This window comes from Enterobacter asburiae (genome assembly GCA_011754535.1).
GTDB lineage: Bacteria > Pseudomonadota > Gammaproteobacteria > Enterobacterales > Enterobacteriaceae > Enterobacter > Enterobacter cloacae_N.
Map to the genome: position 1 here is coordinate 4447211 of JAAQVN010000001.1, position 16634 is coordinate 4463844.

Genomic DNA, 16634 nt, shown 5'->3' on the forward strand with positions numbered 1-16634 from the left:
CCCTATGCATCTTGATATCGACTGGCAGCAGGTCGACACCGTTCTGCTGGATATGGACGGCACGCTGCTCGATCTCGCCTTTGACAACTATTTCTGGCAAAAGCTGGTGCCGGAAACCTATGGTGAACAGCAGGGCATCTCCCCGGCAGAAGCGCAGGCGTTCATTCGTTCGCAATATAGCGCGGTGCAACATACGCTAAACTGGTACTGTCTGGACTACTGGAGCGAGCGCCTCGGTTTGGATATTTGTGCCATGACCACCGCCCAGGGACCACGCGCCGTGCTGCGCGAAGATACGGTTCCATTCCTGGACGCGCTGAAAGCCAGCGGCAAGCGCCGTATTTTGCTGACTAACGCGCATCCACATAACCTGGCCGTGAAGCTGGAGCACACGGGGCTGGCGTCGCACCTTGATTTATTACTTTCTACCCACACATTTGGTTATCCGAAAGAGGATCAGCGGTTGTGGCATGCGGTGAAGGAAGAGACCGGCCTGCAGCCGGAACGCACACTGTTCATTGACGACAGCGAGCCCATTCTGGATTCCGCGGCAACGTTTGGCATTCGCTATTGTCTGGGCGTTACCAATCCTGACTCTGGCCTGGCTGAAAAACGCTATCTGCGCCATCCGGGGCTGAACGACTACCGCCAGATGATCCCCTCACTAACCGTGAAGGAGACGCCATGAAAGAAAAGCCCTCAGATGGGGTAAGACTGGATAAATGGCTGTGGGCAGCCCGTTTTTATAAAACGCGCGCCCTTGCCCGCGAGATGGTTGACGGCGGTAAAGTGCATTACAACGGCCAGCGCAGCAAGCCGAGCAAGCTGGTCGAGCTGAACGCCACCTTAACGCTGCGCCAGGGCAACGACGAACGTACGGTAGTGATTAAAGCCATTACCGAACAGCGACGGCCCGCATCGGAAGCCGTACAGCTTTACGAAGAAACGCCTGAAAGCGTTGAAAAGCGCGAGAAAACCGCGCTGGCGCGCAAAATGAATGCGCTGACCATGCCCCACCCGGACCGGCGACCGGATAAAAAAGAGCGCCGCGATCTGATGAAATTTAAACACGGTGAGAGCGAGTAACCCTCACCCGCACGAGAGATGAAAATGGCCCAACACGACCAATTACACCGCTATCTGTTTGAACAATTCGCCGTGCGCGGCGAGCTGGTCACCGTATCCGAAACCTGGAAACAGATTCTGGAAAACCACAACTACCCGCTGCCGGTGAAGACCCTGTTGGGCGAACTGCTGGTTGCCACCAGCCTGCTGACCGCGACGCTGAAGTTTGCCGGCGATATCACCGTGCAGCTGCAGGGTGACGGCCCGATGACGCTGGCGGTGATCAACGGCAATAACCAGCAGCAGATGCGCGGCGTAGCGCGCGTTCAGGGCGACGTGCCTGAAAATGCAGACCTCAAAACGCTGGTGGGCAATGGCTACCTGGTGATCACCATCTCCCCGGAGGAAGGTGAACGCTATCAGGGCGTGGTCGGTCTGGAAGGCGATACCCTGGCAGCCTGCCTGGAAGACTACTTCATGCGCTCCGAACAGCTCCCAACGCGTCTGTTCATCCGCACCGGTGAAGTGGACGGCCAGCCTGCTGCGGGCGGCATGCTGCTCCAGGTTCTGCCTGCACAGGACGCGCAGACCAATGACTTTGAGCATCTGGCGACGCTGACCGAAACCATCAAGGCGGAAGAGCTGTTCAACCTGTCGGCAACCGACGTGCTGTGGCGTCTGTATCACGAAGAAGAAGTGACCGTGTACGATCCGCAGTCCGTGGAGTTTAAGTGCACCTGCTCACGCGAGCGCTGCGCTGGCGCACTGAAAACCCTGCCGGATGAAGAGATCGACAGCATCATGGCGGAAGACGGCGAAATTGATATGCACTGTGACTACTGCGGTACGCACTACGTGTTCAATTCGATGGATATCGCTGAGATCCGCAACAACGCCTCCCCGGCGGATCCACAGGTTCATTAAACCTCTTCCCCCCTCACCCTAACCCTCTCCCCTTTGGGGAGAGGGCCGGGGTGAGGGGCAAATATCCCATCCAAGCTGAATCGTTTTCCCTATGTAACTCTTACGTAATTTTCTTACATGTATGCGATTACATTCACATTCTTTCCGATAAAATCACCAGTCTTTAACCTTTTCGGAACATTTTCCCCAACCAAAAAGCGATTCCTGCGATAATCCGCCTGCACTGTGACTGGAGTCGCAGCGTTTTCCGTTAGTAAGGGTTTTATCCAGATGCACAAATCTATGAGCCCCGTCGCGGTTAACATCCCCAGAAAAACCCTACAATTTCAGGCAGTACATATTGGCTAAGGAGCAGTGATATGCGTGTTACTGGTTTAACCCCGCAAGATCTCAAGGCTTATGGTATTCACGACGTCCAGGAAGTCGTCTACAACCCCGATTACGATACGCTGTATCAGGAAGAGCTCAATCCAGCACTGGAAGGATACGAGCGCGGTGTGTTGACGAACCTTGGTGCTATCGCCGTCGATACCGGTATCTTTACCGGTCGTTCGCCGAAAGATAAGTATATCGTCCGCGACGAAACCACCCGCGATACGCTGTGGTGGGCTGACAAAGGCAAAGGGAAGAACGACAACAAACCGCTCTCCCCGGAAACCTGGCAGCACCTGAAAGGGCTCGTCACCCATCAACTTTCCGGCAAGCGTCTGTTCATTGTCGACGCTTTCTGCGGCGCTAACGCCGATACCCGCCTTTCCGTGCGTTTCATTACCGAAGTGGCCTGGCAGGCGCATTTCGTTAAGAATATGTTTATTCGTCCGACCGACGAAGAGCTGCAGGACTTCACACCTGACTTCATCGTGATGAATGGTGCGAAATGCACCAACCCACAGTGGAAAGAGCAGGGCCTGAACTCTGAGAACTTCATTGCCTTCAACCTGACCGAGCGTATCCAGCTGATTGGCGGTACCTGGTACGGCGGCGAAATGAAGAAAGGGATGTTCTCGGTCATGAACTACCTGCTGCCGCTGCGCGGTATTGCCTCCATGCACTGCTCGGCGAACGTCGGCGAGAAAGGCGACGTGGCGGTATTCTTCGGCCTGTCCGGCACCGGGAAAACCACGCTCTCCACCGATCCAAAACGCCGTCTGATTGGCGATGACGAGCACGGCTGGGACGATGACGGCGTGTTTAACTTCGAAGGCGGCTGCTACGCGAAGACCATTCGCCTGTCTGAAGAGGCCGAGCCGGATATCTTCCATGCGATCCGTCGCGACGCGCTGCTGGAAAACGTCACCGTACGTGCCGACGGCTCTATCGACTTCGACGATGCGTCAAAAACCGAAAACACCCGCGTCTCTTACCCAATCTACCACATCGACAATATCGTGAAGCCGGTGTCAAAAGCGGGCCATGCCACGAAGGTGATTTTCCTGACGGCGGATGCGTTCGGCGTGCTGCCTCCGGTGTCCCGCCTGACCGCCAGCCAGACGCAGTACCATTTCCTCTCTGGCTTTACTGCCAAACTGGCGGGTACCGAGCGTGGCGTCACGGAGCCAACCCCAACCTTCTCCGCCTGCTTCGGCGCGGCATTCCTGTCGCTGCACCCGACGCAGTACGCTGAGGTGCTGGTGAAACGCATGCAGGCATCCGGCGCGCAGGCCTACCTGGTCAACACCGGCTGGAACGGTACCGGCAAGCGTATCTCTATCAAAGATACCCGGGCCATTATCGACGCCATTCTGGATGGTTCACTGGATAATGCCGAAACCTTCACGCTGCCGATGTTTGATCTGGCCATTCCGACGGAACTGCCGGGTGTGGACACGCGTATCCTCGACCCGCGCAATACCTACGGTTCGCCGGAGCAGTGGCGCGAGAAGGCGGAATCGCTGGCGAAGCTGTTTATTGAGAACTTCGAGAAGTATACCGATACCCCGGCGGGTGCTGCGCTGGTGAGTGCGGGACCGAAGCTGTAGCCCTTCTCCCTCTCCCCGTGGGAGAGGGCCGGGGTGAGGGCATCAGGCCGCAGAGGTCTTATGTTGTCGGGTGGCGGCTTCGCCTTACCCGACCTACAAAAAAGGGTGGCTAGCGCCACCCTTTTTTAACTCTCTTTCACCTGCCCCCGCGTCACCGGTACCGGTAGCCAGGCGCGAATGCTCAACCCACCCCGATCGCTGGTACCGATCTCCAGCAATCCGTTATGGTTATCGATAATACGCTGCACAATCGCCAGGCCTAAGCCCGTACCGCTGGTGCTGCGCGCGCTATCGCCGCGCACAAACGGCTGGAACAGATGCTTACGCTGCTCGGGCTTAATGCCCGGACCGTCGTCTTCCACCTGGAACCAGGCGCGGTTGAGTTCAGACCCGCTGCTGACCTTAATCCAGCCGTTACCGTAACGCGCCGCATTGACCACCATGTTAGCCACCGCACGCTTAATGGAGAGCGGGTGCATACGAACCTGAATTTCACCGTCCTGAAGGTCAGTGTCAATTTCACGTTCATAACCACTTTCTGCGGCCACCACTTCGCCCAGCACCGCGTTCAGATCGGCCATTTCCATTGGCATTTCCTGGCCGGTGCGCAGGTAGTCGATGAACTGCTCGATGATGGCGTTACACTCTTCGATGTCCTTGTTAATGGACTCGGCGAGATAACCGTCCTCTTCCCCCATCATCTCCGTCGCCAGACGAATACGCGTTAGCGGGGTGCGAAGGTCATGGCTGACGCCTGCCATCAGCAGCGTACGGTCGTCCGCCAGCTGCTTCACGCCTGCCGCCATATGGTTAAACGCGCGCGTTACCGAACGCACTTCAGAGGCACCATATTCGCGCAGCGGAGGAGGAATGATGCCTTTACCGACCTGCAGCGCCGCGTGCTCCAGGTCGACCAGCGGTCGGTTCTGGATACGGATAAACAGCCACGCGCCACCTATCGCCAGCAGCATAATGGCCAGGGTGTAGCGGAACAGCGGCGAGAAGTCGCCCTGATGGATTTCGGTCAGCGGAACGCGCACCCAGATGTTGGGTGACAGCCAGGTTTTCAGCCAGACGACGGGCGAGCTTTTGTTGACCTCAACGCGCACTTCCGTTGGGCCACCCAGCTGCTGCGCCATCTGCTGGCTGAGAAATTCGTAGTGCTGCGCCCAGCGCAGGCCAGCGTCTTCCGCCGCCTCATTCGAGTAGAGCGAAATGCCCAACTCACGGTAAATTTCACGGCGAAACGCCGGGGGAACAACCAGCTGCGTACCGTCCTCCAGCTGCAGCTTATCGGTCATCAGCATACGCACTTCGTAGGCCAGGACCTTATTAAACTGCTGGAGGCTCGGCAGGATCGCAAAGTTCAGCACAACCAGGTAGGTCGTCACCAGGCTGACGAACAGCAGGGTGACGATCAGCAGCAGGGTGCGGGCAAACGAGCTTCGCGGCGAGAAGCGCATTCGCCTCATGCTTTAGAGCCGTCCGGGACAAATACGTAGCCCAGACCCCACACGGTCTGAATATAACGAGGATGCGCCGGATCTTCTTCCACCATGCGGCGCAGGCGAGAGATCTGCACGTCGATGGAGCGTTCCATTGCTGAGTATTCGCGACCGCGCGCCAGGTTCATCAGCTTGTCACGGGAAAGCGGCTCGCGCGGGTGGCTGACCAGCGCTTTCAGTACGGCAAACTCACCGCTGGTGAGCGGCATTGGCTCATCTTCACGGAACATCTCGCGCGTGCCGAGGTTCAGCTTGAACTTGCCGAAGGCAATCACCGCTTCTTCCTGCGACGGTGCGCCAGGCAGTTCGTTCGCCTGACGGCGCAGCACGGCGCGAATACGCGCCAGCAGTTCTCGCGGGTTAAACGGTTTTGGAATGTAGTCGTCCGCGCCGATTTCGAGGCCCACAATACGGTCAACCTCTTCACCCTTCGCGGTCACCATGATGATTGGCATCGGGTTGCTCTGGCTGCGCAGACGGCGGCAAATAGAAAGCCCGTCTTCGCCCGGCAGCATCAGGTCGAGAACCATCAGGTGGAAAGATTCACGGGTCAGCAGACGGTCCATCTGCTCAGCGTTCGCGACGCTACGAACCTGGAAGCCCTGCTCGGTCAGATAACGCTCCAGCAGCGCGCGCAGGCGCATGTCGTCATCCACGACCAGAATTTTGTAGTTCTCTTGCATTGTGTGTACTCCCAAAGGTTCGGATAGTCTTTGTAACAGCGTATTCTAAAAAAGTGCACGTATTCGACCAGTTAATTCTGGTATAAATTCTAGTCGAAATTGTTACAAAGCATATTTAACAGCAGCTTATCTGTTCATTTCATCACATAAATCATTATTAATCCTGTCTGTTACACTGTGCGCTACGTATTGTGCGCAAAGACAGTTAACCGGCATTAAAGGCTGCACCATGAAAACGCCCCTGATCACCCGCGAAGGGTACGAGAAACTCAAGAAAGAGATGGATTACCTGTGGCGCGAAGAGCGTCCTGAGGTGACCAAAAAGGTGACCTGGGCGGCCAGCCTGGGCGATCGCAGCGAGAATGCGGATTACCAGTACAACAAAAAGCGGCTGCGCGAAATTGACCGCCGGGTTCGCTACCTGACGAAGTGCCTCGAGAATCTCAAAATTGTCGATTACTCCCCACAGCAGGAGGGCAAAGTGTTCTTCGGCGCGTGGGTGGAAATTGAAAACGATGACGGTGACACCCTGCGTTTTCGCATTGTCGGCTACGATGAAATTTTTGGTCGTAAAGATTACATCTCCATCGACTCCCCGATGGCCCGCGCGCTGCTGAAAAAGGAAGTGGGCGATTTGGCCGTCGTTCAGACCCCGGCGGGAGAAGCCAGCTGGTACGTCAATGAGATCGTCTACGTAAAATAGTCCGAGAGCGCCCTCCCCGGCTGGCATTTTGCCGTGTCAGCCCGTATAACTATCCCCTGATTTTGACCCACAAGATGATAAAGCCATGATGAAAGATTCGCTCTGCCGCATTATTGCGGGTGAACTTCAGGCCAGAGCCGAACAGGTAGAAGCTGCCGTTCGCCTGCTTGATGAAGGGAACACCGTGCCGTTTATTGCACGCTATCGTAAGGAAGTCACCGGCGGTCTGGATGACACGCAGCTGCGTAACCTGGAGACCCGTCTGGGCTATCTGCGCGAGCTGGAAGAACGTCGTCAGGCGATCCTCAAATCCATCGGCGAACAGGGCAAGCTGACCAGCGAGCTGGAAAGCGCCATTAACGGCACCCTGAGCAAAACCGAACTCGAAGATCTCTATCTGCCGTATAAACCGAAGCGCCGCACGCGCGGGCAGATTGCGATTGAAGCGGGCCTTGAGCCGCTGGCCGACCTGCTGTGGAATGAGCCGTCTCACGACCCGGACACCGAAGCGGCGAAATTCATCGACGCCGACAAAGGCGTCGCGGACACCAAGGCCGCTCTGGACGGCGCGCGCTACATCCTGATGGAGCGCTTCGCGGAAGACGCTGCCCTGCTGGCCAAAGTGCGTGATTACCTGTGGAAGAATGCCCACATCGTCTCTACCGTCGTCGCGGGCAAAGAGGAAGAAGGCGCGAAGTTCCGCGACTACTTCGATCACCACGAACCGATTTCAACCACCCCTTCTCACCGCGCGCTGGCGATGTTCCGCGGCCGCAACGAAGGCGTGCTCCAGCTCTCCCTGAACGCCGACCCGCAGTTTGACGAGCCGCCGAAAGAGAGCCACTGCGAGCAGATCATTATCGACCATCTCGGCCTGCGCCTGAACAACGCCCCAGCGGACAGCTGGCGCAAAGGCGTAGTGAGCTGGACCTGGCGCATCAAGGTGCTGATGCACCTGGAAACCGAGCTGATGGGTACCGTACGCGAGCGCGCTGAAGATGAAGCGATTAACGTTTTCGCCCGTAACCTGCACGACCTGCTGATGGCCGCTCCTGCCGGCCTGCGCGCCACCATGGGTCTCGATCCGGGCCTGCGTACCGGCGTGAAGGTCGCTGTGGTTGACGGCACCGGCAAGCTGGTCGCCACCGACACCATTTACCCGCATACCGGACAGGCAGCGAAAGCCGCCGTCGTGGTGGCGGCGCTGTGCGAGAAGTACAACGTGGAGCTGGTTGCCATCGGTAACGGCACCGCATCACGCGAAACCGAGCGTTTCTACCTCGACGTGCAGAAGCAGTTCCCGAAAGTGACGGCACAGAAAGTGATCGTCAGCGAAGCGGGCGCATCGGTCTACTCCGCCTCTGAGCTGGCGGCGCAGGAGTTCCCGGACCTGGACGTTTCCCTGCGTGGTGCGGTCTCCATCGCCCGTCGTCTGCAGGATCCGCTTGCCGAACTCGTGAAGATCGACCCGAAATCCATCGGCGTGGGCCAGTACCAGCACGACGTGAGCCAGACGCAGCTGGCGCGCAAGCTGGATGCGGTGGTGGAAGACTGCGTAAACGCCGTCGGCGTGGACCTGAACACCGCCTCCGTTCCTCTGCTGACCCGTGTGGCGGGCTTAACCCGCATGATGGCGCAGAACATCGTGGCCTGGCGTGACGAGAACGGTCAGTTCCAGAACCGTCAGCAGCTGCTTAAAGTGAGCCGCCTGGGGCCGAAAGCGTTTGAGCAGTGCGCGGGCTTCCTGCGCATCAACCACGGCGATAACCCGCTGGATGCCTCTACCGTTCACCCGGAAGCATACCCGGTTGTTGAGCGCATCCTGGCCGCTACTCAGCAGGCGCTTAAAGACCTGATGGGCGACAGCGGCGCCCTGCGCAACCTGAAAGCGGTGGACTTCACAGACGAAAAATTTGGCGTGCCTACCGTCACCGATATCATCAAAGAGCTGGAAAAACCGGGCCGCGATCCGCGTCCTGAGTTCAAAACGGCGACCTTTGCTGACGGCATCGAGACCATGAACGATCTCCTGCCGGGCATGGTGCTGGAAGGCGCGGTGACCAACGTCACCAACTTCGGCGCGTTTGTGGATATCGGCGTGCACCAGGACGGTCTGGTGCATATCTCTTCCCTTGCCGACAAGTTCGTTGAAGACCCGCACACCGTGGTCAAAGCGGGGGACATCGTGAAGGTGAAAGTGCTGGAAGTGGATCTGCAGCGCAAGCGTATCGCCCTGACCATGCGTCTGGACGAGCAACCGGGCGACACCAACGCGCGCCGTGGCGGCAACGGCGGAGGCCGCGAGCAGCAGCGTCCGGCCGCGAAAGCCGCAAAACCGCGCGGGCTTGACGCACAGCCTGCGGGCAACAGCGCGATGATGGATGCGCTGGCGGCTGCGATGGGTAAGAAACGCTGATCCCCCCCCCTCACCCCGACCCTCACCCCAAAAGGGCGAGGGTGTTAAAGTCCCCTCTCCCCTTTGGGGTGAGGGGAATAAAACATCTCGAAATATATGAAACCGATTGCACAGCCATATTTAAACCACTAATTATCACCCCGTTAACAAATATCCCTCTTTTCATTTTCCCGGCAATTCAGCAAATATTGAGCAAGGTCAATCAGACCGCAAATTAATACGATTAACAACATCCCGTCACATTTTTATTATTGCTGATAAAAACTATTCTCATTATCATCGCAGTGTAGATTATTTAACCTCTCGTGGAATCAGGCATTATGCAATTCACTCCAGACAGTGCATGGAAAATTACCGGTTTTACCCGCGAAATTAGCCCGGCCTATCGGCAGAAGCTGCTGTCACTGGGCATGCTGCCCGGCTCATCATTCCAGGTCGTGCGCGTAGCGCCGTTGGGCGATCCTGTCCATATCGAAACCCGGCGCGTGAATCTGGTTCTGCGCAAAAAAGACCTCGCATTAATTGAAGTTGAATCTTTATCCCGTTAACAAGCCAGCGGTTTCGGTGGGTCTAATACAATGAAAAAATTAACTATTGGCTTAATTGGCAATCCTAATTCCGGCAAGACAACCTTATTTAATCAGTTAACCGGCGCGCGCCAGCGCGTGGGAAATTGGGCAGGCGTAACGGTTGAACGTAAAGAAGGTCAGTTCACGACAACAGACAATCAGGTGACCCTGGTCGACCTTCCCGGCACCTATTCCTTAACCACGATTTCATCCCAGACCTCGCTCGATGAGCAAATTGCCTGCCACTACATTCTTGGCGGCGATGCCGATCTGCTGATCAACGTGGTCGACGCCTCTAACCTCGAACGAAACCTTTACCTGACGCTGCAGCTGCTGGAGCTGGGGATCCCCTGCATCGTGGCGCTCAACATGCTCGACATTGCGGAAAAACAAAAGCTGCGCATTGACGTCGATGCCCTCTCTGCGCGCCTTGGGTGCCCTGTCGTTCCGCTGGTCTCGACCCGCGCTCGCGGTATCGACGCGCTGAAGCTGGCGATTGATCGCCACGCGGGAAACCGCGACGTTGAGCTGGTGCACTACGCCCAGCCGCTGCTGCGCGAAGCCGATCTGCTGGCGCAGGAGATGGACAAAAATATGCCTGCGAAACAGCGTCTGTGGCTCGGCCTGCAGATGCTGGAAGGGGATATCTATAGCCGCGCCTATGCCGGACATGCAGCAGATAAGCTGGACGTGACCCTCGCCCGTCTCAGCGGCGAGCTGGACGACCCGGCGCTGCACATCGCCGATGCGCGTTATCAGGCCATTGCGTCAATTTGTGACGTGGTCAGCAACGCCCTTACCGCGGAACCCAGCCGCTTTACGGCGGCGGTGGATAAGATTGTGCTCAACCGCTTTCTCGGTTTGCCGATCTTCCTGCTGGTGATGTACGTGATGTTCCTGCTTGCCATTAACATTGGTGGCGCGCTCCAGCCGATTTTTGACGCAGGTTCTGTCGCTGTTTTCGTTCATGGTATTCAGTGGCTGGGTTACACCCTGCACTTCCCGGAATGGCTAACCATCTTCCTCGCTCAGGGGATCGGCGGCGGTATCAACACCGTGCTGCCGCTGGTGCCGCAGATCGGCATGATGTATCTGTTCCTCTCGTTCCTTGAAGATTCCGGTTACATGGCGCGCGCCGCGTTCGTGATGGACCGCCTGATGCAGGCACTGGGTCTGCCGGGTAAATCCTTCGTCCCGCTGATCGTCGGCTTCGGCTGTAACGTGCCGTCGGTGATGGGCGCACGCACCCTGGATGCGCCGCGTGAACGTCTGATGACCATCATGATGGCGCCATTTATGTCCTGCGGCGCGCGTCTGGCAATCTTTGCGGTCTTTGCAGCCGCCTTCTTTGGTCAGCAGGGCGCGCTGGCGGTCTTCTCGCTATATGTGCTGGGCATCGTGATGGCGATCCTGACTGGTTTAATGCTCAAGCACACCATCATGCGTGGTGAAGCGTCGCCGTTTGTGATGGAGCTTCCGGTCTACCACGTACCGCATCTGAAAAGCCTGGCGATCCAGACCTGGCAGCGCCTGAAAGGCTTTGTGCTGCGCGCCGGTAAGGTGATTGTCATTGTCAGTATTTTCCTGAGCGCTCTGAACAGCTTCACCCTGAGTGGACAGACGGCGGATAACATCAACGACTCTGCCCTCTCCTCCGTCAGCCGCGTCATCACGCCGGTCTTTAAACCAATTGGCGTGCAGGAGGATAACTGGCAGGCGACCGTGGGACTGTTCACCGGGGCGATGGCGAAAGAGGTGGTCGTGGGGACCCTGAACACGCTCTACACCGCAGAGAACATTCAGGAGCAGGAATTTAACCCGGCGGAGTTTCACCTCGGTGACGAACTGCTGGGTGCCGTAGAGGAGACCTGGCAGAGCCTGAAAGATACCTTCAGCCTGAGCGTGCTGGCGAACCCGATTGAGGCCAGCAAAGGCGACGGCGAAATGGCGACCGGTGCCATGGGCGTGATGGGCGAGAAGTTTGGCAGCGCGTCTGCGGCCTACAGCTATCTCATCTTTGTCCTGCTCTATATCCCGTGCATCTCCGTCATGGGAGCGATTGCCCGCGAGTCCAGCCGCGGCTGGATGGGCTTCTCCATCCTGTGGGGGCTGAATATCGCTTACTCGCTGGCGACGCTGTTTTATCAGACCGTTAACTTCAGCCAGCACCCGCGCTACAGCCTGGTCTGCATTCTGGCGGTTGTGCTGTTTAACGTAATGATTCTCGGTCTGCTACGCCGGGCACGCAGCCGCGTCGACATCGACCTGCTGGCGAATCGTAAAACCGCCGCAACCTGCTGCAGCAGCCCGGCTGGCGACTGTCACTAAGAGGAAACCAGATGGCATCGTTGATTCAGGTTCGTGACCTGCTGGCGCTTCAGGGGCGGATGGAGGCAAAACAGCTCAGCCTCAGCCTGCATACGCCGCAGCCGATGATCGATGCCATGCTGGAACGCCTGGAAGCGATGGGTAAAGCCGTGCGGATCCAGGAAGAAGCGGACGGCTGCCTCTCCGGCAGTTGTAAAAGCTGCCCGGAAGGAAAGGCCTGCCTCAGGGAATGGTGGGCACTGCGCTAACAAAGCCGGGCATTGCTGCCCGGCTTTATCGTATTACTTATAGACGTCCGCGGTGGCGCGTACGTTTTTGGTCTGTTTTTCTGCACTGGTGACGACGTAGTACGTCCCGCCCAGCTCATCCGCTTTCTTCGACAGCTCTTTTCTTGCATCCATCGGCGCGGTGGTGTCAGACGTAGAAATCTCACCAATTTTCGTCAGATTCATCCCGGCAACTTTATCTTTTTCCAGCTCTTTCGCCGCAAAAACGCCAAATGACAGTGACCCAATAACCAGAGAAGTGACAATACCTGTAACAAGTTTCATAGCCTGACTCTCCATAGGATTGTTGTTTTTGATTATCGTAGGCAGAACAACCGCAACGACATCTGGAGTATGGTTGCGGTGTGTAACTTTTTCCAGGCTGGATAGAAAATAATCAGTCTAAACGTTGACTTAACGCAACCAGCGCTGAACAAAATTCCGTCGGATGAGAGATAAACGGAGCATGCGCGGCTTTGGCAATGACCCGGGATTCGCTGTCCGGCCAGAGGGAATCCAGAAGTGGAACCACTTTGCGCGGCACCAGCCCGTCCAGATGGCCATAGATACGCAGATGCGGCATGGCCAGCTCAGTCAGCGGCTCCCGCAGGTCGACCGTTTTCAGGATCTCAAGACCGCCGTTAAGCACCTCGACGTCCGGCATCGGCAGGGAGAGCACCACCTGCTTCAGCGCTCTGGCATCCTGACGCGCGGTTTCCGTCCCCATTGTCTGCAATGCGAGGAATCGCTCGACAGTCCGCTGGAAATCGTCGCTCAGCTGCTGCTGGAAGCCCGCCAGCACGTCAAGTTTGATGCCGGGCCACGTCTCTTGCGCGCTAAAGCATGGCGACGAGGCCACGGTGACCAGCGCCTTAACGCGCTCGGGCCAGGAGAGCGCAATCTGGCTTGCCACCAGCCCGCCCAGGCTCCAGCCCAGCCAGATGGCATTTTGCGGCGCGGCGTCCACAACCTGCTGCGCCATCTCATCAAGCGACATCGCGCTAAAGCCGCGGCTGCGACCGTAGCCCGGTAGATCAACCAGATGTAACGTAAATTGCGAGGCAAGTTCCTCGCTTATGCAATGCCACACTTCCGCATTCAGGCCCCATCCGTGCAGCAGCACAAGATGGCAATTTCCTGTCCCTACGGTCTGCCACCACAGCGTCTTCATCAGTTACTGTTCTCTTTTTTCACATGGAGGTTGCACATGCTAACAGTGCCTGGCTTGTGCTGGCTATGCAAAATGCCGCTTGCCCTCAGCGCGTGGGGCGTCTGTTCCGTCTGCACGCGCTCGCTGGCAAGGCGTATCACAACCTGCCCGCAATGTGGTTTACCGGCGGCTAACCGCTATTTGCCCTGCGGCCGCTGCCTGAAAAAATCCCCGCCGTGGAGCGCGCTGGTAGCCGTGGATGATTATGTCCCACCGCTGAGCGGGCTTATTCACGCCCTGAAGTTTTCCGGCCAGAGTTCGCTGGCGCAGCCCCTTGCCCGCCTGCTATTGCTGGCGGTTTTACAGGCGCGAAGAACCCGCGCTCTGCCGAAAATCGATAGGGTGGTGAATGTCCCCTTATACCAACGTCGGCACTGGCGGCGCGGCTATAATCAAAGCGACCTGCTCTGCCGCCCGCTCGCCCGGTGGCTAGGCTGTCGCTATGATGCCTGCGCGCTTACCCGCGTACATGCCACCGCTATCCAGCATCAGCTCAACGCCCGGCTTCGCAAAAGGAACCTGAAAAACGCCTTTCGCCTTGAATTGCCGGTCAAAGGCCTCCATATCGCCATCGTGGATGACGTCGTCACCACAGGCAGTACCGTTGCTGAACTTTCCCGACTGCTTTTGCAAAGCGGCGCCGCGTCGGTTCAGGTATGGTGTCTGTGCCGTACCTTGTAGCCCTTCTTCAATGGGCGTATGATTATACCCAGGTAATTTAGTCAACTATTAGGCCAAAGCTATGATCCGTATTTCCGATTCTGCACAAGCGCACTTTGCCAAACTGCTGGCAAATCAGGAAGAAGGGACGCAGATCCGCGTGTTTGTGATCAATCCAGGCACTCCGAATGCAGAATGTGGTGTCTCTTATTGTCCTCCGGATGCTGTGGAAGCAACTGACACTGCCCTTAAATTTGAACAGCTCACCGCTTATGTCGATGAACTGAGCGCGCCGTATCTTGAAGATGCGGAGATCGACTTCGTCACCGACCAGCTGGGTTCTCAACTGACCCTGAAAGCGCCAAACGCCAAAATGCGTAAAGTGTCTGACGATGCGCCGCTGATGGAGCGCGTTGAGTATCTGCTTCAGTCCCAGATCAACCCACAGCTGGCTGGCCACGGCGGTCGCGTTTCCCTGATGGAAATCACGGAAGACGGCCTGGCGATCCTGCAGTTCGGCGGCGGCTGTAATGGTTGCTCTATGGTCGACGTGACCCTGAAAGAAGGGATCGAGAAGCAGCTGCTGAACGAGTTCCCGGAACTGAAAGGCGTGCGTGACCTGACCGAGCACCAGCGCGGCGAGCACTCTTACTACTAATTCAGTACCCGCCCGTATTGCCCGGTGGCGCCACGCTTACCGGGCCAACCTCCCTTGCCTTCCCACCTCGATATGTTGACCTGCGTCTCATAATTCAAATTTTGCCTCACTGGGTGATTCTCAACCGCGATATGTTACCCGTATCATTCTCGTGGGCACTCAACACCCTTATAACAGCCGACTAAACTTAACTGTTTCGCAGGCATCAGTATGAGTGCCGTTAACCACTCTGTTCCCAGTTGGGACAATCGGAATTTGTCGTTGAAACAATGACGTTACCCATAACAATTCAAAGGCCAGGTAAATCATGCCATTAGTCATCGTTGCTATCGGTGTTGTGTTATTACTGCTCTTGATGATCCGTTTCAAAATGAACGGATTTATCGCTCTGGTTCTGGTGGCACTTGCAGTCGGTCTGATGCAGGGGATGCCGCTGGTTAAAGTTATCAGCTCTATCAAAGCCGGCGTCGGCGGCACGCTCGGCAGCCTGGCGCTGATCATGGGCTTCGGTGCCATGCTCGGCAAAATGCTGGCGGACTGCGGTGGCGCGCAGCGTATTGCCACCACCCTGATTGCCAAATTCGGTAAACAGCACATTCAGTGGGCAGTGGTGTTAACCGGTTTTACCGTCGGTTTCGCGCTGTTCTATGAAGTGGGCTTTGTGCTGATGCTGCCGCTGGTGTTTACCATCGCTGCGGCAGCGAACATCCCGCTGCTGTTTGTGGGTGTGCCAATGGCTGCGGCCCTGTCCGTGACCCACGGCTTCCTGCCGCCACACCCGGGTCCAACCGCTATCGCCACCATCTTCCACGCCGATATGGGTAAAACCCTGCTGTTCGGTACGATTCTGGCGATCCCGACCGTGATTCTGGCGGGCCCGGTGTATGCCCGCTTCCTGAAAGGCATTGATAAGCCTATCCCGGAAGGTCTGTACAGCGCCAAAACCTTCACCGAAGAAGAGATGCCGGGCTTTGGCGTCAGCGTCTGGACCTCTCTGGTGCCGGTGATCCTGATGGCGATGCGCGCCGTGGCGGAGATGATCCTGCCGAAAGGTCATGCTTTCCTGTCCGTTGCGGAATTCCTGGGTGACCCGGTAATGGCAACGCTGATTGCGGTGTTGATCGCGATGTTCACCTTCGGTCTTAACCGCGGTCGTTCAATGGATCAAATCAACGACACGCTGACCTCGTCCATCAAAATCATTGCCATGATGCTCCTGATCATCGGCGGCGGCGGTGCGTTCAAGCAGGTGCTGGTCGACAGCGGCGTGGACAAATACATCGCTGCCATGATGCATGAAACCAACGTGTCGCCGCTCCTGATGGCCTGGTCTATTGCTGCAGTTCTGCGTATTGCGCTGGGTTCTGCGACCGTTGCGGCGATCACCGCAGGCGGTATCGTTGCCCCGCTGATTGCGACCACGGGCGTAAGCCCTGAGCTGATGGTTATCGCCGTCGGTTCCGGTAGCGTGATTTTCTCTCACGTTAACGACCCTGGCTTCTGGCTGTTCAAGGAGTACTTCAACCTGACGATCGGTGAAACCATCAAGTCCTGGTCCGCGCTGGAAACCATTATTTCGGTGTGTGGTCTGGTCGGGGTGCTGCTGTTGAATATGGTTGTCTGATGTAAAAAAGCCGGGTGGCGCTGACGCTTACCCGGCCTACATTC

At 57.1% G+C, this 16634-nt stretch carries 16 protein-coding genes; 12 read left to right on the forward strand and 4 right to left on the reverse strand.

The annotated features are described in order from the left end of the window. Window positions 1–4: 4 nt before the first annotated feature. From yrfG to pckA, 4 genes are all read left to right on the forward strand, one after another. Complete coding sequence (yrfG, locus tag HBM95_21185; protein NIH45420.1) at window positions 5–688, forward strand: GMP/IMP nucleotidase; 684 nt, start codon at window positions 5–7, stop codon at window positions 686–688. Continuing rightward, a complete protein-coding gene (hslR, locus tag HBM95_21190; GenBank protein NIH45421.1) occupies window positions 685–1086 on the forward strand; it encodes a ribosome-associated heat shock protein Hsp15 in 402 nt (133 codons plus the stop codon). The genes yrfG and hslR overlap by 4 nt, the downstream gene beginning before the upstream one ends. A gap of 18 nt (window positions 1087–1104) precedes the next feature. After that, window positions 1105–1989, forward strand: coding sequence for an Hsp33 family molecular chaperone HslO (gene hslO, locus HBM95_21195; GenBank protein ID NIH45422.1), 885 nt, complete (start codon window positions 1105–1107; stop codon window positions 1987–1989). Window positions 1990–2348: 359 nt separating this feature from the next. Next, window positions 2349–3968 carry a phosphoenolpyruvate carboxykinase (ATP) gene (pckA, locus tag HBM95_21200; protein ID NIH45423.1) on the forward strand — a complete coding sequence of 540 codons (1620 nt, stop codon included), beginning with the start codon at window positions 2349–2351 and terminating at the stop codon, window positions 3966–3968. Between the two features lie 125 nt (window positions 3969–4093). Here pckA and envZ read toward each other — a convergent pair whose 3' ends face one another. Then, window positions 4094–5440 (reverse strand): two-component system sensor histidine kinase EnvZ, encoded by a 1347-nt coding sequence (gene envZ, locus HBM95_21205; GenBank protein NIH45424.1) that lies wholly within the window; start codon window positions 5438–5440, stop codon window positions 4094–4096. After that, window positions 5437–6156: a two-component system response regulator OmpR gene (gene ompR, locus HBM95_21210; protein NIH45425.1), complete on the reverse strand. Its 720-nt coding sequence runs from the start codon at window positions 6154–6156 to the stop codon at window positions 5437–5439. The genes envZ and ompR overlap by 4 nt, the downstream gene beginning before the upstream one ends. Window positions 6157–6385: 229 nt before the next feature. On the opposite strand from ompR, the gene greB reads away from it, so the two are divergent. The 5 genes from greB (at window position 6386) to feoC (ending at window position 12420) form a co-directional block, all read left to right on the forward strand. After that, window positions 6386–6859, forward strand: a complete 474-nt coding sequence (gene greB / locus HBM95_21215) for a transcription elongation factor GreB (GenBank protein NIH45426.1) — start codon at window positions 6386–6388, stop codon at window positions 6857–6859. A gap of 85 nt (window positions 6860–6944) precedes the next feature. After that, window positions 6945–9275 (forward strand): RNA-binding transcriptional accessory protein, encoded by a 2331-nt coding sequence (locus HBM95_21220; protein NIH45427.1) that lies wholly within the window; start codon window positions 6945–6947, stop codon window positions 9273–9275. A gap of 320 nt (window positions 9276–9595) precedes the next feature. Further along, complete coding sequence (gene feoA, locus HBM95_21225; protein ID NIH45428.1) at window positions 9596–9823, forward strand: ferrous iron transporter A; 228 nt, start codon at window positions 9596–9598, stop codon at window positions 9821–9823. Window positions 9824–9853: 30 nt separating this feature from the next. Further along, window positions 9854–12172, forward strand: coding sequence for a Fe(2+) transporter permease subunit FeoB (feoB, locus tag HBM95_21230; protein NIH45429.1), 2319 nt, complete (start codon window positions 9854–9856; stop codon window positions 12170–12172). Between the two features lie 11 nt (window positions 12173–12183). Beyond that, on the forward strand, window positions 12184–12420 hold the full coding sequence (gene feoC, locus HBM95_21235; protein ID NIH45430.1) for a [Fe-S]-dependent transcriptional repressor FeoC: 237 nt from the start codon (window positions 12184–12186) through the stop codon (window positions 12418–12420). A gap of 33 nt (window positions 12421–12453) precedes the next feature. Here the strand turns inward: feoC and HBM95_21240 are convergent, their stop codons facing one another. Both HBM95_21240 and bioH read right to left on the reverse strand, forming a co-directional pair. Beyond that, entirely contained in the window at window positions 12454–12723 is a 270-nt protein-coding gene (locus tag HBM95_21240) for a DUF1471 domain-containing protein (GenBank protein NIH45431.1), read from the reverse strand. 112 nt (window positions 12724–12835) lie between these two features. Continuing rightward, window positions 12836–13609 (reverse strand): pimeloyl-ACP methyl ester esterase BioH, encoded by a 774-nt coding sequence (bioH, locus tag HBM95_21245; protein ID NIH45432.1) that lies wholly within the window; start codon window positions 13607–13609, stop codon window positions 12836–12838. Window positions 13610–13645: 36 nt separating this feature from the next. Between bioH and gntX the strand changes: the two genes are divergently transcribed. From gntX to gntT, 3 genes are all read left to right on the forward strand, one after another. Next, on the forward strand, window positions 13646–14329 hold the full coding sequence (gene gntX, locus HBM95_21250; protein ID NIH45433.1) for a DNA utilization protein GntX: 684 nt from the start codon (window positions 13646–13648) through the stop codon (window positions 14327–14329). A 61-nt stretch (window positions 14330–14390) separates the two neighbouring features. Continuing rightward, window positions 14391–14966 carry a Fe-S biogenesis protein NfuA gene (gene nfuA, locus HBM95_21255; GenBank protein NIH45434.1) on the forward strand — a complete coding sequence of 192 codons (576 nt, stop codon included), beginning with the start codon at window positions 14391–14393 and terminating at the stop codon, window positions 14964–14966. A gap of 307 nt (window positions 14967–15273) precedes the next feature. Next, window positions 15274–16590: a gluconate transporter gene (gene gntT, locus HBM95_21260; protein NIH45435.1), complete on the forward strand. Its 1317-nt coding sequence runs from the start codon at window positions 15274–15276 to the stop codon at window positions 16588–16590. Window positions 16591–16634: the final 44 nt, after the last annotated feature.

Coding starts and splice junctions, on each gene's coding strand:
- yrfG (NIH45420.1), top strand. CDS start 5: ATGCATCTTGATATCGACTGGCAGCAGGTCGACACCGTTCTGCTGGAT.
- hslR (NIH45421.1), top strand. CDS start 685: ATGAAAGAAAAGCCCTCAGATGGGGTAAGACTGGATAAATGGCTGTGG.
- hslO (NIH45422.1), top strand. CDS start 1,105: ATGAAAATGGCCCAACACGACCAATTACACCGCTATCTGTTTGAACAA.
- pckA (NIH45423.1), top strand. CDS start 2,349: ATGCGTGTTACTGGTTTAACCCCGCAAGATCTCAAGGCTTATGGTATT.
- envZ (NIH45424.1), bottom strand. CDS start 5,440: ATGAGGCGAATGCGCTTCTCGCCGCGAAGCTCGTTTGCCCGCACCCTG.
- ompR (NIH45425.1), bottom strand. CDS start 6,156: ATGCAAGAGAACTACAAAATTCTGGTCGTGGATGACGACATGCGCCTG.
- greB (NIH45426.1), top strand. CDS start 6,386: ATGAAAACGCCCCTGATCACCCGCGAAGGGTACGAGAAACTCAAGAAA.
- HBM95_21220 (NIH45427.1), top strand. CDS start 6,945: ATGATGAAAGATTCGCTCTGCCGCATTATTGCGGGTGAACTTCAGGCC.
- feoA (NIH45428.1), top strand. CDS start 9,596: ATGCAATTCACTCCAGACAGTGCATGGAAAATTACCGGTTTTACCCGC.
- feoB (NIH45429.1), top strand. CDS start 9,854: ATGAAAAAATTAACTATTGGCTTAATTGGCAATCCTAATTCCGGCAAG.
- feoC (NIH45430.1), top strand. CDS start 12,184: ATGGCATCGTTGATTCAGGTTCGTGACCTGCTGGCGCTTCAGGGGCGG.
- HBM95_21240 (NIH45431.1), bottom strand. CDS start 12,723: ATGAAACTTGTTACAGGTATTGTCACTTCTCTGGTTATTGGGTCACTG.
- bioH (NIH45432.1), bottom strand. CDS start 13,609: ATGAAGACGCTGTGGTGGCAGACCGTAGGGACAGGAAATTGCCATCTT.
- gntX (NIH45433.1), top strand. CDS start 13,646: ATGCTAACAGTGCCTGGCTTGTGCTGGCTATGCAAAATGCCGCTTGCC.
- nfuA (NIH45434.1), top strand. CDS start 14,391: ATGATCCGTATTTCCGATTCTGCACAAGCGCACTTTGCCAAACTGCTG.
- gntT (NIH45435.1), top strand. CDS start 15,274: ATGCCATTAGTCATCGTTGCTATCGGTGTTGTGTTATTACTGCTCTTG.